Annotated in this window: 13 protein-coding genes; 7 read left to right on the top strand and 6 right to left on the bottom strand. The window is 45.3% G+C overall.

From position 1 onward, the window contains the following. Positions 1 to 126 precede the first annotated feature (126 nt). Positions 127 to 1,044: a hypothetical protein gene (locus AZI87_RS09540; RefSeq protein ID WP_063206305.1), complete on the top strand. Its 918-nt coding sequence runs from the start codon at positions 127 to 129 to the stop codon at positions 1,042 to 1,044. On the opposite strand, the gene AZI87_RS09545 is transcribed toward AZI87_RS09540, so the two are convergent. From AZI87_RS09545 to AZI87_RS09565, 5 genes are all read right to left on the bottom strand, one after another. Next, positions 1,041 to 3,044: a response regulator gene (locus AZI87_RS09545; RefSeq protein ID WP_063206306.1), complete on the bottom strand. Its 2,004-nt coding sequence runs from the start codon at positions 3,042 to 3,044 to the stop codon at positions 1,041 to 1,043. The genes AZI87_RS09540 and AZI87_RS09545 overlap by 4 nt on opposite strands. A 117-nt stretch (positions 3,045 to 3,161) precedes the next feature. Next, positions 3,162 to 4,253 (bottom strand): D-alanine--D-alanine ligase family protein, encoded by a 1,092-nt coding sequence (locus AZI87_RS09550; protein WP_063206307.1) that lies wholly within the window; start codon positions 4,251 to 4,253, stop codon positions 3,162 to 3,164. Between the two features lie 21 nt (positions 4,254 to 4,274). Beyond that, positions 4,275 to 4,928, bottom strand: coding sequence for an isoprenoid biosynthesis glyoxalase ElbB (gene elbB, locus AZI87_RS09555; RefSeq protein ID WP_063206308.1), 654 nt, complete (start codon positions 4,926 to 4,928; stop codon positions 4,275 to 4,277). Between the two features lie 85 nt (positions 4,929 to 5,013). Then, positions 5,014 to 5,883 (bottom strand): hypothetical protein, encoded by an 870-nt coding sequence (locus AZI87_RS09560; RefSeq protein WP_063206309.1) that lies wholly within the window; start codon positions 5,881 to 5,883, stop codon positions 5,014 to 5,016. Continuing rightward, on the bottom strand, positions 5,880 to 6,971 hold the full coding sequence (locus AZI87_RS09565; protein WP_063206310.1) for a GNAT family N-acetyltransferase: 1,092 nt from the start codon (positions 6,969 to 6,971) through the stop codon (positions 5,880 to 5,882). Before AZI87_RS09565 ends, AZI87_RS09560 begins: the two co-directional genes overlap by 4 nt. Before the next feature lie 156 nt (positions 6,972 to 7,127). Between AZI87_RS09565 and AZI87_RS09570 the strand changes: the two genes are divergently transcribed. The 6 genes from AZI87_RS09570 to AZI87_RS09595 are packed head-to-tail and all read left to right on the top strand — an operon-like array spanning position 7,128 to position 11,664. Further along, on the top strand, positions 7,128 to 7,364 hold the full coding sequence (locus tag AZI87_RS09570; RefSeq protein ID WP_063206311.1) for a ferredoxin: 237 nt from the start codon (positions 7,128 to 7,130) through the stop codon (positions 7,362 to 7,364). Continuing rightward, positions 7,348 to 8,058, top strand: a complete 711-nt coding sequence (gene nth, locus AZI87_RS09575; RefSeq protein ID WP_063206312.1) for an endonuclease III — start codon at positions 7,348 to 7,350, stop codon at positions 8,056 to 8,058. The genes AZI87_RS09570 and nth overlap by 17 nt, the downstream gene beginning before the upstream one ends. Positions 8,059 to 8,072: 14 nt before the next feature. After that, positions 8,073 to 8,555, top strand: coding sequence for a DoxX family membrane protein (locus AZI87_RS09580; RefSeq protein WP_063206313.1), 483 nt, complete (start codon positions 8,073 to 8,075; stop codon positions 8,553 to 8,555). 1 nt (position 8,556) lies between these two features. After that, positions 8,557 to 9,597: a thiamine ABC transporter substrate-binding protein gene (locus AZI87_RS09585; RefSeq protein ID WP_063206314.1), complete on the top strand. Its 1,041-nt coding sequence runs from the start codon at positions 8,557 to 8,559 to the stop codon at positions 9,595 to 9,597. After that, on the top strand, positions 9,594 to 11,057 hold the full coding sequence (locus tag AZI87_RS09590; RefSeq protein ID WP_063206315.1) for an ABC transporter permease subunit: 1,464 nt from the start codon (positions 9,594 to 9,596) through the stop codon (positions 11,055 to 11,057). The genes AZI87_RS09585 and AZI87_RS09590 overlap by 4 nt, the downstream gene beginning before the upstream one ends. Further along, positions 11,029 to 11,664 carry an ATP-binding cassette domain-containing protein gene (locus AZI87_RS09595; RefSeq protein ID WP_063206316.1) on the top strand — a complete coding sequence of 212 codons (636 nt, stop codon included), beginning with the start codon at positions 11,029 to 11,031 and terminating at the stop codon, positions 11,662 to 11,664. The genes AZI87_RS09590 and AZI87_RS09595 overlap by 29 nt, the downstream gene beginning before the upstream one ends. On the opposite strand, the gene AZI87_RS09600 is transcribed toward AZI87_RS09595, so the two are convergent. Further along, positions 11,661 to 14,375 (bottom strand): ATP-binding protein, encoded by a 2,715-nt coding sequence (locus AZI87_RS09600; RefSeq protein ID WP_063206317.1) that lies wholly within the window; start codon positions 14,373 to 14,375, stop codon positions 11,661 to 11,663. The genes AZI87_RS09595 and AZI87_RS09600 overlap by 4 nt on opposite strands. Between the last annotated feature and the right edge of the window lie 137 nt (positions 14,376 to 14,512).

The following is a 14,512-nucleotide window of genomic DNA, read 5'->3' on the forward strand; positions in this document are numbered from 1 at the left end:
GCAAAACTCATTCACTGCAAAACCTGTTCACAGGCCAACGTCCGGACATCGGACGCTTGTTAGCTTCCATTCACTTCTTGTCCGGCCTCCGTTTTGGATAAGGCGAGCACCGAAGGAGAAATAAATATGAAACATAAAATTTCTAAATTGATGTTGTTCGCCGCTCTTATTCCGCTCTGGGGTTGCGTTGAGGTTAAAGATAAAGAGGTGGGAGTCTCTCCTCCGGCGACTCCTACCCCCAAAATGATCGAGCGGAAGTTTTCGGATTTAGTCGTGAACCAAGATCTTTATCTCTATAAAGGTGGGTTTCGTACGAAACAAGAAATGGAGGCACTGGTCGCCAACGAAGGGCTTTTAAGGGAAGTGCAAACTTATTCACTTCAGTTTCAAAAGATCACATTTTCCGCAGAGGGCCGTCTTTTTACAATGGGTCATGTGGTGATCTTGAAAGCAGAAGAACTGATTTCCGAAGAAGGACATATTTTAACTTTTCCTGAAGAACAAGTGGCCCCTTTAGGGCACGAAGGCCGTCACGGTGGGCACATCGCCCTCATCGCTACCAATGCAGAAGGCTTATTGAACATCGTTCTTCGCGGTGAGAATGGCGGACAAGGTCATCCCGGCAAGGATCCCGATCTTGCTTTGAAAGGAAAAAAGGGAAGAGACGCCAACTCGGGCTTATGCGTGAATGGAAACATCCGAGAGGCATGCACACCCGATCCAGGCGGACAAGGATTGCCAGGATATCAAGGGCTGCAAGGTCACCGTGGTGGAAATACTGGAACTTTAAGTCTTGAAATTAAATCTAAGAGTGAGTTTCAGCCAAAAATTTATCGTTTGGTTGGCAAGGGTGGGCCTGGTGGCGTCGGTGGCAAAGGCGGCCAAGGCGGCGACGGTGGAGATTCCATTAATCGCAAGAAGCCTCGAGTGGGAGCTGGCAGTCAAGGACCTGAAGGTCCTCAAGGAAAGCCTGGCCCCGATGGTCAGGACGGCATTCAAGAATCTGTGTGCGCCGTGAACGAATCCGGTGCGAACTGCATCTAACTTAATTCTTCTTCGATAGGCGCGTGACTTAAAATAGTTTGAACAAGCGCATCGACATGCACGGGCTTTGTTAAATAGTCCGTGCAGCCCGCCTCTAAACATCTTTCCCGATCATCCTTCATCGCGTGGGCGGTCAGAGCGATGATCGGTTTTTTATATCCCGCCTGACGTAACTTTTTCGTAGCCGTGTAACCGTCCATGATCGGCATTTGAATATCCATTAAGATGATATCGTAATTTTCATTCAGCGCTTTATTCAGACCTTCTTCGCCGTTCGTAGCTAAAGTCAACTTGGCGCCTCGCTTGCTTAACATTCGCTGTATCAAAAGACGATTGTCTTCGACATCATCCACTAAAAGAATTGAAGTTTCTGAAAGCTGTTTTGCGTGGATAAAATCTTTCTTTGGTAGTTGGAAACCTTTCTGCGACGCGCTTGCAGGATCCAAACTGATGCGAATGGTAAAGGTGCTTCCTTTTCCGGCTTCACTTTCTTCTAGAAGAACTGTTCCGCCCATCATCTCGGCCAACTTGCGTGATAGCACCAAGCCCAATCCCGTTCCTTCGTACTTTCGAGAGACAGAGCTGTCGACCTGACTGAAAGGTTGGAAAAGCAACGAGCGTTTCTCTGCCGAAATGCCCACGCCCGTATCTTTAATAGTGAACAGAAGATTCGATCCGGAAACTTCATAAGTCATCCGCACGTAACCTTGATCGGTGAACTTAATCGCATTGCCTAAAATATTTGTAAGCACTTGTCTTAGGCGCAAAGGGTCGGTGGTGATCGTGTCAGGCACAATGCCTCGACGATTGAACTCGATGTGAATAGGCTTTCCGTGAGCGCGTGCCACCATTAAGACGTGAATATCATCAAGCAACGTAGAAAGAGAAAACGAACTCTGTTCAATCTCTAAGTGTCCTGCTTCTACTTTCGATAGATCCAAAATGTCATTGATGATGCGGGTGAGGTTTTCACCCGTACGTTGAATGATGTTTAAATATTGCAGCCTTTCGGTTTCGGAAAGCTGTGAGTCTTTAAGCAGATCTGAAAAGCCGATAATCGCCGCCAAGGGCGTGCGAATCTCATGACTCATATTTGCCAAAAACAGACTCTTCAGCTGACTGGCTTGTTCGGCTTGTCTTCGTTCGCCGATGCTGTGGCGCAAATCGAAAGCCATTTTATTTAAAGACTCTGCCAGTTGACCGATTTCGTCGCCAGAACGAACGGGTACTTCGACATTAAATTGACCTTCACCAATTTTTTTTGCGGCCGTGTTGATCTCTTTTAAGCCTTTTGAAATATTTCTGCTGGTCACGATCGTCAAGATCAAGCTTGTGCCTTCAACGATCAAAACGGCAAATAATAAAGTGATCAATAATACTTTTTCTAACCAACGTGAACCTTCCCCCAAGGTGTAAGAGAAGTTGCCTTCCAAAACCGTCAGTCGATCGTTCAGTTCGTCAATTTTATCTAGGGTTTGGATCAGCTGTTTCTCAGAAGCATTGTTTGTGATCAATTGATGCAGACTTTCACCGTAAGAAATAAGCTCATTCGTCAGGTCGTCACCTTCGCGCCAGATCCGAATAGCTTCTTTCATATAGTGGAAGTCATGAAACTTCATCAGAGTGATAACACCCGGGATATCATCTTCATGAATTTTACCTTGAAGAAAACCTTGATAAGCTCCATCCAGATCCGGTGGAACCTGCTCTAAAGAACGACGGGCTTTGCTGTCTCCCAGCGGGATCTCTAAATTTTCACGGAATGACTGATAGAATTTGGGATCACGCGTGCGTGCGTATTTATGCAAACTGATGACGGCATCTTTTTGCGCTTTGGACCACAAGCTTTCGCCCGTTACAAAACTACGCACTGATGAAAGCGTGTTCATGGCAAAATAGAGAGAGAATAATTCCAAGGCGATGAGCAAAGCCATAACGCCGATCACGGCATACAGCTTATTAGATACAGACATATATTTCCAAAAGCGTCGAAGTCCCATGTAATACTTATCGGAAATTTATAACATTAGTAAACAAAAAACACTTTCGGATTTACAGGACATGAGATGAAAAGACCTTCATTTTGAAGGTCTTTTAGACAGATTGATTGCAACCGCTTAATCTAAGTAAGAGGTTTTAAGTTTTTGTTCCGCTGCGTGCTTTTCAAGACCGAATTGAATCAGTTTTGTAATCAATTCTTTATACGATACACCCGTGGCTTCCCACATTTTCGGGTACATCGAGATCTTCGTAAAGCCCGGAATGGTGTTGATTTCATTTATGAACAACTCGCCGTTTTGTTTTAAAAAGAAGTCCACCCGAGTCAAACCATCGCAACCCATTGCTTGGTAAGTTTTCTTAGCTAAATCCTGTAGTTTTCCCAAGGTTTCTTGGGAAATTTCAGCGGGGATTTTTAACAAGGCCCCATTGTCGTCAATGTACTTAGCCTCATAAGAATAAAATTCGTGCTGTGGGATGATCTCCCCCGGTAAGGAGGCTTGGGGTGCATGGTTATGTCCCATCACCGAACATTCGATTTCGCGTCCTTGGATGAATTCTTCGGCTAAAACTTTGGTATCGAATTGGAAGGCGTCTTTCAGTTTCGTCTCAAAGTCAGTGGCTGATTTAATTTTATGAACGCCGACGGAAGAACCTGCATTCGCGGGTTTAATAAAGAAAGGGCTTCCCAATTTAGCTACGATGTCGTCGTAGTTGTTTTTCTGAAACGGTGTTAAAAGCATATAGCGGGCATTAGGAATTTGAGCGGCGACGAAAAGTCTTTTCATCACTTCTTTATCCATACCCGCAGCCGATGACCAAACTCCACAGCCTACGAAAGGCACTTGCACCATTTTAAATAGACCTTGAATCGTTCCATCTTCACCCATGGTTCCATGCATAATAGGGAAGGCGACATCAATTGGAGTTTTAGAATGATCTTTCAAAGAATAAAGAACAGGTTTTCCCTGGAAGGAAATCAAAGCCACAGGTTCAGCGTTTGCCGGAAGTGACGAGTCCACGATCTTTGTTGCTTGTGTGAATAAAGACATGTCGGGGAAGCGATACCAGCTTCCTTCTTTACTCAGACCGATCAAGATGGGAGTGAATTGATCTTTATCCAAAGCATCCGCAACATTTTTAGCAGAGCGAAGAGAAACTTCGTGCTCTGCAGATTTTCCACCAAAGATAAGAGCGACTGTTTTTTTCATTTTTATTATCCAATTCCTAAATTAAGCCCATTCAACTAGTTCGTGCGCCAGACCAAAAATTCCCTTAAAGACTTCGTTTGGCTTTGCATCGTCATACATGTAGGCCGGAGTCGTGACTATTTTACCTTCACGATCAGTGATGTAGTCATCCACGGGACATTCTTCGTGAACCGCACCGGTTTTTTGAATTTCTGCAGCTGTTTCTTTGTCGTCACCTATAGTGATCGTGATTTTTTTATCACCTAAAACACGCGCCAACAAAACCGGAGCGATGCAAATCGCGCCGATAGGTTTGCTTGCTGCATGGAATTCGGTGATCACACGTTTTACTTCGGGGTTGACATCACACTTCGCACCTTTTTCGGCCCAGTTACAAAGATTTTTCGCAGCTCCATAGCCGCCAGGGAAGGCGATGGCATCGAAGTCTTTAGTTTGAAGTTTGTCTAAAGCTTGCACCTGGCCACGAGCAATGCGAGCGGCTTCAACAAGCAGTCGGCGTTTGTCGCCCGATGCTTGTCCTGCTAAGTGATCCATCGCAGGGATTTCTATATCTGGTGCAAAGCAACTGACTTCGGCACCCGCTTGATTAAGAGCAATAAGTAAACTGACAGCCTCTGTGATTTCGCTGCCATCAAGATACCCGCATCCGGAAAGAACAACGGCGATCTTTTTCATAAAAAAACCTCCTGCAAGGGAGGTTTTAGAGTACTGTCATTTAGAACTCTTGGCAATGAATCGAGGCCGATTAGGACTGTGTGCCTTAAGGAGTTCCTCTTTTAAAATTTTTTAATTTTGTACAAGTCGTCACCAAAACTTTTTGGCTCTGAATCGGGTAAAGCTGACGATAGCAATATTCCTGCATGCGTGAAAAGAAAGGCATGTCAGGACTCAAAGTCACCCAGTAATTCACCTTCTGCTTTTCCACGGTTTCGCCGCGTTTCAACGCGATTGTCCAATTGAAAGAGACTTTTTTTGTTTTAATCGTACAGTTTTCAAAACCACCGCAGTTAGGTTGAGCTTTAATCAGATCCGGAACGGGACGCATTTCTTCTTCCACCTTGAGGTTGGAACAAGTGATGTCGCAGCTATCGACCTGGAGGTCTTCTTTGCAATACTTATCCAAGGCATCGGATTTTTCGCAGGCGTAAGCCAAACCATAAAGGCGTTCGAAGCCCAAAACCATTTGATTGTCGTCAGCCATGGTTTTTAATTCAGGTTGATAACTCATAACTCTTTGAGCATTCGCGATAGAGGCATCTAATTTTGCGACAGAACGGTGATCTTCACGCGTGGATTCCGCACCTTCTTGGTCTCCCTTGTAGGCTTTGCTTTGATAAGCATACGTATAAAGCCACTCATCGGCTTTTTCTTCTTTATTTGTGATAGTGATAGCTTCTTGCAAAACATAAAAAGGCTGAGGATTGTTCTCGAGCGTTTGCTCGGTTTCCTGAAACAGAAAATCATTTTTAGCCATGGTCAACGGATCCGCCTGGCCCCAGGCTGTTGCCAAAGAATCTTGAACTTCGGCGACCGTTGCTGGAGTTTCCGTTTCTTCTAAAGGTTCTTTAATACAAGAGACAACACTGCTTAGAACTAGCAGCGATAATAATCCGTGTTTCCATGAAATCATATTGAATCCCAGCCCCAAATCCAGAGGTTTAGTGGTAATACTTTTTCGAATTTTTCGACCGTTTCGTCTTTGAAAATGCCCAACGCTCGATAGTCGACGGGACCGAAAAGAAGACGAACCATGTCGGTTTCATTTTTAATAGTGTAAAGATCCTGACCAATGCCAAAGACAAAGTGTTCAGGGTGTTTTTCAAGAACGATGTCAGCGACACCTTCGGCGCGGAAAGCGCGTTTGATTTTTGCTGATAGCTGGTCAAAGTTCACAAGCTTAATCATGCCTAAAAAGCCCTGATTCATTGTCACTGGTTTTTGTTGTAACTGTTGAATCAGGTTTGTTGCATGTCGTGGGCAAATGATCGTGTAAGGTTGATTTTTTTGCGCGCGAATAAAGCTGAAAAGAGCCATCAGTTTCGAAACAGATCCGCCCCATTCATGAATATAGCCGCCTAAGTCCACTCCTTTACCTTCGATAGCGTAGGCTGCCAACTGACCGTTAGATTCCCACGCGGTGTAGACTTTTGTTTGTGGAATCGAAAGAAACTTTCGAGTCTCTTCAATCGTGCGCACCGAGTTCACGGAATGTGAAGAATACAGACGATAAATAGCATCAGGAGAAACCTTAGTGTCTGTAGAAAAACGCAAGTTTATTGGCGGAACATCGAAGTTTTCTTCGACCACAAAGCTGATCTCACTGCCGGCAAGTTCAAATCCCATACGACGGTAAAAGTCGAAAAGATCTGTCCAAAGAATGGCGATATCACAAGACTGGTCAGTCGCGGATTTTAAGCAGTCAGAAATAACTTGAGTGCTATAGCCCTGTCCGCGGTGGTTATCGTCCGTCACGACAGAGCCAATGGCCCCGACCTTAAAAATCACGTGTGGGGACTTAATAATAAGAGGTTTCAATACGGCATGCGATAAAACCTGATCTTCATCAGCTATTATGCGCATATTGTGCAAGTTGTTAGATGAAAAGGCTGTGGGATATTCCGCAGCAATCGACCAGGAGGCTTCATTGCGCAACTTTTTGTTCAAAAAATCTAAAACACGAGGCAATTCGTTTTCTGACGGCGAGCGAGGTCCTTCCATGAACTCTCCTTTAATTTCCTCTCTAGAATATCTGTAAAAAGGCCAGGACCCCAGCATTCAACAAAGGACGTCGTGAAAAATGCGACCCAAGTCGGGAACGGGGTTTGACATCAAGGTCAAAAGTTTTATATTAAGGTCGCATATTTAGGAGACCTCATGGCCGATAAGAGTCAGCAATGGAAAGAGAATAAACCAGGCAAGATTTTCGTGGATCAATCTTGTATTGCTTGTGACGCCTGCGTTCTGACCGCTCCTAAGAATTTCTCTATGCACGAAGAAGATGGCCATGCCTTCGTAAGCAAGCAACCCGAATCTCCGGAAGAAGAAGCTCTATGTAAAGAGGCGATGGAAGGTTGTCCTGTAGAAGCTATCGGTAATGACGGTGACCAATAAAAAGACCGTAAAAAAGCCGGTCAAAGCTGCCAAAGCACCGGCTTCAAAAAAGGCTTCTTCTGCTAAAAAAGCCGCCCCCCTGCTAGCCACCCTAGCCCTGTTTAAAAGATATTATCCGGATGCTCACTGTGCTTTAAATTTTACCAATCCTTTTGAGCTCTTGGTGGCCACGGTCTTATCTGCTCAGTGCACGGATGAGCGTGTAAATATGGTGACCCCGGCGCTATTTAAGAAATACCCGACGCCGCAAAAAATGGCCAAGGCTCCGGTTGAAGACATTGAACAACTGATTCGTTCTACAGGTTTTTTTAAAAACAAAGCGAACAATCTAAAGCAGGCGGCGATTCAGCTGACAGAAAAACATAAGTCCGAGATCCCACAAAACCTCGAGGCTTTGGTCGAGCTTCCCGGCGTGGGTCGTAAAACGGCGAACGTGGTTCTTGGGAATGCTTTTGGGATCGCCAGCGGTATCGTCGTTGATACTCATGTGACGCGGTTATCTTATCGCTTGGGTTGGACTCAGACGGACAATGCTGTGTTGATTGAAAAAGAACTGGTAAAACATGTGCCCGAAGAAGATTGGGTGATGTTCTCTCACTATCTGATCTCTCATGGTCGGGCTATCTGTAAGGCGAGAAAACCTGATTGCAGTCACTGCTTTCTAGAGGAGACTTGCCCTAAGAAGGGTGTCTAGTTCACAATGTGTTCATGTTGGTTGCATTTTTTGAGAGCGTTAAATACGTAGGCCATCTTTTACCTATTTCTTTCTTAAGAATTTTCTTAGGTTATTACTATTTAGAACAAGCCATGGTGAAGTATCGCGGTGATTTTTTAACTCGTCCGCGAATCGCCGATCAAATGGCGGAGTGGTTGCCTGCAAGCCATGCTCCGAACTGGTTCAAAATCTTTGCGAGCAGTCAGATGATTCCCAACTGGCAGACCGTGGCCTTTATTATTTTAGGCTTGGAGTTTGCGGTTGCGATTTCCTACATCGTTGGTTACGTGGTTCGCCCTGTGGCTTTATTAGGAGTTTTGTTGTGCGTGACGATGCTTTTTGTTTCGGGTCCCGCAACGGAAGATCTCTATAAAACATTCTTAGCCATTCATTTGATTCTTGCCTGGGTCGGCGCAGGTCGCTGCTTAGGTTTTGATTACTACTTCTTCAAACGTCGCCGCGGATTATGGTGGTAGAGTGAAACATTTTGTCTTTTTCTTAGCTGTTATTTTTCTGGGGCTTTTCTTGGCTGTTTTAAATAAGACAGATCAAGGAGGAAGCACGAGTTCTCTGCCCACATTACGTGTGTTTGGATACGCCTCTTTCACGGGGCGCTGGGGTCCGGGGCCACTATTAAAAGAAGCCTTTGAAAAAAACTGTAAGTGCAAAGTGGAATTCATTGAAGGCAGTGACTCTGGAATTCTTTTACAACGACTTAAAATCGAAGGTGAAAGCCTGGGGGCTGACGTTGTCGTCGGCTTAGACCAATTTGATATCTCCAAAGCCGTTGCGGAACAGCCGTGGCGGAAACTCAGCCTGGGACAGTTGGACGTCTATGATTCTGTTCGTCCTGCTTTAGCGAATAGTTTTTTTGTTCCCTATGACTGGGGTGCTTTGACATTTATTGCCCGCAAAGACGAATTGACACGTTTGCCTTCAAGCTTAGATGACTTGTTAGCTCCAGAACTTTCTAAGCGTATTGCTTTGCAAGATCCACGAACAAGTTCTCCGGGGATGCAGTTTCTGTATTGGGTGGTGCGCTCAAAAGGAGAAGAGGAAGGCTTTAAGTTCTTGCAGAAGCTGATGGGTCAAGTGCATAGCTTTTCACCGACGTGGTCCACGGCTTATGGTCTTTTCACCAACAAGCAAACGAAGCTTGTGTACTCTTACGTGACTTCGCCGTTGTATCATGAAATGGAAGAAAAAAAGAGCGACTACATCGCGCTTCCGTTTAACGAACCTTTGCCAGTGCAGTTTGAGTTTGTGGGCATTCCGGATTTTTGTCGTCACTGTGACTTGGCTGAAAAATTCGTGAATTTGATGCTGTCACAAGAAGGTCAGCGCATCATCATGGAAAAAAACTACATGTTTCCGGTGATGAAAGGCGTGATGGAAGACACGGCCTTTGCCCCTTTGGTGAACGTAAAAACTATAGAGCAAGTCGAAATTCTTTCGTCATCCGAAGTCGATCGTCTTTTGAAACGCTGGACGGAAATTCGTAGGAGCGAACTCAATTGAACTTGAGAAATGCGCTTCGTTTTAGCGTCGTTATCTTTTTACTTCTTCCGTTTCTTTTTTTGCTAACGCAGTTTCGTATTACTCAATGGCCTGACACCGGTGAACTTCTGTGGGCCTTTAAGAATAGTTTTATTCAAGCCTTCTTTTCTGCGGTGTTTGCCCTAATTATAGGTTTTTGGGTGAGCTTGGGCCTGCTTTCGCTCAATTCCGGTCCCTATAAGAAGCTGCGTTTCGTTTTAGAAATTTTCTGTCTGCTCCCAAATTTTCTGCCGCCGATATTCATTCTGCTTTCCACCTTAAACGTCGTTGATCCTTTTCCTATGGGTGTAACTGGTATTGTCTTGATTCACACCTTAATGAACTTTGGATTGGTCGCGGTATTGTTAGCTGGAATTATTGAAAACAAGATGGGTGGAATGATCGAGCTTGCCTATGTAGAAGGCTCCAGCCGATGGCAGTTTCTTACTCGCGGACTTTTGCCATTTTTAAAAAAAGATTTTTGGCTTTTAGGTCTTTTCATTTTCGTCGTCTGCTTCGGAAGCTTTGCCGTCCCCCTTATTGTCGGTGGGGGCAAAGGAACGACAGTGGAAGTATTAATTTATGAGAAAATCCGTCTTTCCAACAATTGGGGAGATGCCGTTCTTTTAGCCTTTCTGCAATCCACCTTCATCTTCGCTTTGTCCTTCATAGCCAGTCGAGGAAAAGGGGCTCACGTCACGCGTGAAGCCAATTTGAACCTTATCAAGTCGTTCAGCGGAGTTTTCATCATTGTCGGTCTTTCCTTCATGTATCTTTTTGGATATCTGCAAGGATTCTTTTCGGGCTTGGCATTGATCACCAATTTTTACGAATTACAGTCAGCTCTTTTTTGGAACTTTTTAGGCAGCATGGCTTTAGGAGTTACTGTCGGTGTACTTTGTTATGCGGGACTGATGCTGATTGCTTATTGTTGGCCGAAAGCATGGTTCGAAAAATTCCTGAACGGTTATGTCGCACCCTCAACCTCTTTAGCTTGCTTCAGTCTTCTTTTGATCGGTCCCAATGAAGGTTTTTATCCATTTATCAAAATTCCTATTGCTCTTACTTTGTTAAGTCTTAATAGCCTCTTTCGTATGGGTTGGGACGGGGAGCTTCATGCTTTGCAATCCCAGATTACAGTCGCTTATGCCATGGGGGCTTCACGCAGTCAGATATTTAAAGAAATTCTTTTTCCGCAACTGTCGGCTCGCGCTGGGTTGTTGGCAGGGATTGCTTCCATTTGGGCTTGCGGAGATTTCGCAGTATCGAGAATACTTGCGCATCGGGACCTTAGCATCGCGATGATGACCGAAACTCTGATGTCGGGTTACCGTTTGAATCAAGCCATTGTGTTGAGCAGTTTAATTATTCTGGCGGGACTGCTGTGTTTTTTCATCTGTGTGGGGGGAAGTCGTGTCCTACGTCGAAAATTTGCACCGTGATTATGGCGATTTTAAAATCGACATCGATCGTTGGGAAATCCTGGATCAGGGCGTGACCGTGTTATGGGGGCCGTCAGGTTCTGGAAAGACGTCGGTGTTCCGTATCCTATTAGGCCTTGAAGAGTGTCCGGGAATGAAGTGGGCGTTTCAGGGGGTCGATCTTGCGAAATTAAAAACCCCTGATAAAAGATTGGGTGTGGTCTTTCAAACTTTAGATCTTTTCCCGCATATGACGGCCGAAGAAAATATTCTTTTTGCTGCCAGAGCTCGCAGTGTCGACTCACGCAAGGTAGCCGCCCGCATGAAAGAACTGAATGAAGTCATGCAAATGGAAGGCTTCTTACAAAGAAAGGCGTCGGTTCTTTCGGGCGGGGAAAAACAGCGTGTGGCCATAGCTCGCGCCATCGTCGGCGAACCTAGGCTGTTGCTTTTGGACGAGCCGTTTTCGGCCTTGGATCAAGAACTTCGAGAGGAAAGCCGTAAGTTATTAAAGCGTGTGATCGAAGTGGAAAAAATTCCGGCGTTACTGGTGACACACGATCAACGTGACGTGGAAGTGTTGGCTAATAAGGTTTCAAAGATTCGCAACGGGCAGTTGCAGTCTTAAACCGTGTACCGCTGAATCATATCTATTAAATAAGATTTCTTAATCGGTTTTGTTACGTGCTCTGAGCAACCAGCGTCCAAAGATTTTTGTACGTCTTCAGCCATCGCATTGGCACTGACGGCGATGATAGGAATGGGCTTGCGATGTGTTTCGGCTTCCCACTGACGAATCTTTCGAGTGGCGGCATAACCGTCCATCACGGGCATTTGAATATCCATTAGAATAAGATCAAAAGGTTCAGAGAAAACTTTCTCAACCGCTTGGAGGCCGTTTTCCGCCTGAACCACTTCAAAAGGCAGTTTTTTAAGATATGTTAATAACAAGAATCGGTTGTCTTCGGTGTCATCGACCACCAAAATGCGCGAGTTGCGCGTCAGATCCTTTTCCTCAGGCGGCGGAGGGGTTGGTGCGGCGAGTGCGGCGGGTGCAGCTTCGACTCCTGGCTCTGCGGGAATAAATGGAATAGTAAAGAAGAAAGCACTTCCGGCGCCTTCTTCACTTTCAAACCAAATGCGGCCGCCCATCAACTCGACTAGGTTCTTTGAGATTGTCAGACCTAAACCACTGCCACCGAACTTACGAGTGATCGAGCTGTCCGCTTGAACGAAGTTTTGGAATAACAGATGTTGCTTGTCTAAAGGAATTCCAGTGCCGGTATCTTTGATTCCAAAACGAACATATTTCTTCGTTTCATCTTCAAAATCCGCAGTCACCGTGATTTGCCCTTGCTGAGTGAACTTGATCGCATTTCCAATCAAGTTGAAAAGAATCTGTCTTAAGCGGGTGGGATCGCCTACGACCAGGCGAGAAGTGGCGCTATCTAAATGCATTTCTAAATTAAAGCGCAGATTTTTTTCAGCGGCCTTCTGTTTCAAGATGTCACAAATATTGTTGGTGGTGGCCTGAAGATCAAATGCAATCTTTTCCAGGCGAACTTCGCGGGCTTCGATTTTTGAGATATCCAAGATGTCGTTGATAAGGGCCAAAAGATTTTCACCGGCATTGGCGCAAACTCGCACCAGTTGTTCTTGTTCGGGTTTCAGATCTGATTCAGTCAGGATGTCCGTGATGCCGATGATGGCATTCAAAGGGGTGCGGATCTCGTGACTCATACGAGCCAAAAACTCGGACTTCGCCTGCGAGGCTTTCACCGCCGCTTCCCGAGCTTCAATCAATGCGTTTTCTGCGGTGATACGGTCGGTAATATCAGTACAAACAAAAACAAAAGTAAGATCTTTTCCCGTGCGTCCAGGCAACGCCGCCCAGTTCATCAAAATCGGAATACGGCGGTCTTCTGCATTCACGATTTCGGCTTCAATACTGTGCCGTGTATGTAAAAGCCAGTTGTAGTTGCTAAATTCTGGCTGTGCGTGAACCAGCGTTTTTAAATCGATATGTGAAAGCTGGCTGGGAGTAATTCCCAGTAGATTCATCGCGGATTCGTTGGCTTGGGAAACGACATAGGAGCTTTGGCGCCAATCATCGTGATGAGTCACGCGTACGATGAATAGGAAGGCTTTGATGGACTGGATCACGCTGTCTAGGAATTCTTTTGATACCGTCGTCGTTTCCAGACGGTCCGCCAACTGATTGTACTTGCTGACCAGAAGACCGATTTCGTCTTTGGAGTTATAATTGATCTTCTGAGTTAAGTTCGACGTTCCTAATTTTTCCAAGCGGTCCGTCAGAAGTTGAATAGGTTCGACAACTTTTCCGGTAGCGGCAAAAGTGGCAAAGAAGAAAAGAATGAAGATCAACACCGCAGCGGCACTAGATGCAATAGCGATACGGTCCAAGACGGCAAAAGCTTCGCTTTCATCAATCTTTGTTTGGATGTACCAAAGTTCTCCGTTTGGAAGATAAATTTTTCCGATTGAGCGGATGACTTTTTGACCGCGGTAGTCTGTGCCCAGCTCGCGCACTTCACTTAAGTTTTCAATCTTTTTGATATCTTCGTCGCCGCGGTTGGAGGAAAGAATTTCGGCTTCGGAACTTTTAGAACTTTGCCCACCTTCTACACGGAATCGCCCGGTGTTTCGTAAACTCCAGTCTTCTCCATAGATCAATGTCTCACCCGTTTGTCCCATGCCGTGAGTTGCCCAGGCAAAGTTGTCGCTGGTGATTCGATCGATTTCCGAAATCGAAATTTTTAAAATTAAAACGCCGACGACCATGTTGCGGCGAAAAATGGGTGCTGCAACAAAACCCGTCGCCGAACTCGGGCTGACGGCATCTTTGTCGAAATCAAGAAACAAGGTCGAACCTTCTTGAGCTTTCATGCCCCACTGAAACAGATCTTTCAGTTTGTTCGTGCCGTGGGTGTCTCGAAGAATAGAAATACCGTCTTCGATGTCTTTGCGAGTAGTATAGACGACGACACCTTTAGGATTCACCAATGCCATGTCGTAGATGTTAAAATCCAAAACATAGTTATCCAGAAGACGACGGAACTCTGGATGGGATTCCATATTTGTATCTAACATCAGATCGTCGGTTTGTTCGTGCGATGAAATAAGATTGATCGCAGTTTGAAGATCGCGAAAGTAGTTCTCGATTGCTGTGGTTTTGCTGATGCGGATTTGGGTCAGGCGTTCGTAGGTGCTATCAATGACCGTGGACTCTACGATCTTAAGGCCGATCAAAGCTACAACGAAAGTCGCCAGAAAGACCGAGATGAGGTTGAATAAAAAAATCCTTAAACGTAAAGTCATGAACCCTTTTTAATGCCCTTGTCTTTCAGTGATAGCGTATCCCTATTTTGCGGGCAACGAGTTGTTCTCTATCAAAGCGAAAACAGGCCTTTTTCTGCTCGGACTGAAGCCAGTTTTTTATTACAAATTGTCTTTCG

The sequence above is a fragment of the Bdellovibrio bacteriovorus genome, assembly GCF_001592745.1.
Classification (GTDB): domain Bacteria; phylum Bdellovibrionota; class Bdellovibrionia; order Bdellovibrionales; family Bdellovibrionaceae; genus Bdellovibrio; species Bdellovibrio bacteriovorus_B.

Coding starts and splice junctions, on each gene's coding strand:
- AZI87_RS09545 (WP_063206306.1), bottom strand. CDS start 3,044: ATGGGACTTCGACGCTTTTGGAAATATATGTCTGTATCTAATAAGCTG.
- AZI87_RS09540 (WP_063206305.1), top strand. CDS start 127: ATGAAACATAAAATTTCTAAATTGATGTTGTTCGCCGCTCTTATTCCG.
- AZI87_RS09550 (WP_063206307.1), bottom strand. CDS start 4,253: ATGAAAAAAACAGTCGCTCTTATCTTTGGTGGAAAATCTGCAGAGCAC.
- AZI87_RS09600 (WP_063206317.1), bottom strand. CDS start 14,375: ATGACTTTACGTTTAAGGATTTTTTTATTCAACCTCATCTCGGTCTTT.
- AZI87_RS09570 (WP_063206311.1), top strand. CDS start 7,128: ATGGCCGATAAGAGTCAGCAATGGAAAGAGAATAAACCAGGCAAGATT.
- elbB (WP_063206308.1), bottom strand. CDS start 4,928: ATGAAAAAGATCGCCGTTGTTCTTTCCGGATGCGGGTATCTTGATGGC.
- AZI87_RS09560 (WP_063206309.1), bottom strand. CDS start 5,883: ATGATTTCATGGAAACACGGATTATTATCGCTGCTAGTTCTAAGCAGT.
- AZI87_RS09580 (WP_063206313.1), top strand. CDS start 8,073: ATGTTGGTTGCATTTTTTGAGAGCGTTAAATACGTAGGCCATCTTTTA.
- AZI87_RS09565 (WP_063206310.1), bottom strand. CDS start 6,971: ATGGAAGGACCTCGCTCGCCGTCAGAAAACGAATTGCCTCGTGTTTTA.
- nth (WP_063206312.1), top strand. CDS start 7,348: ATGACGGTGACCAATAAAAAGACCGTAAAAAAGCCGGTCAAAGCTGCC.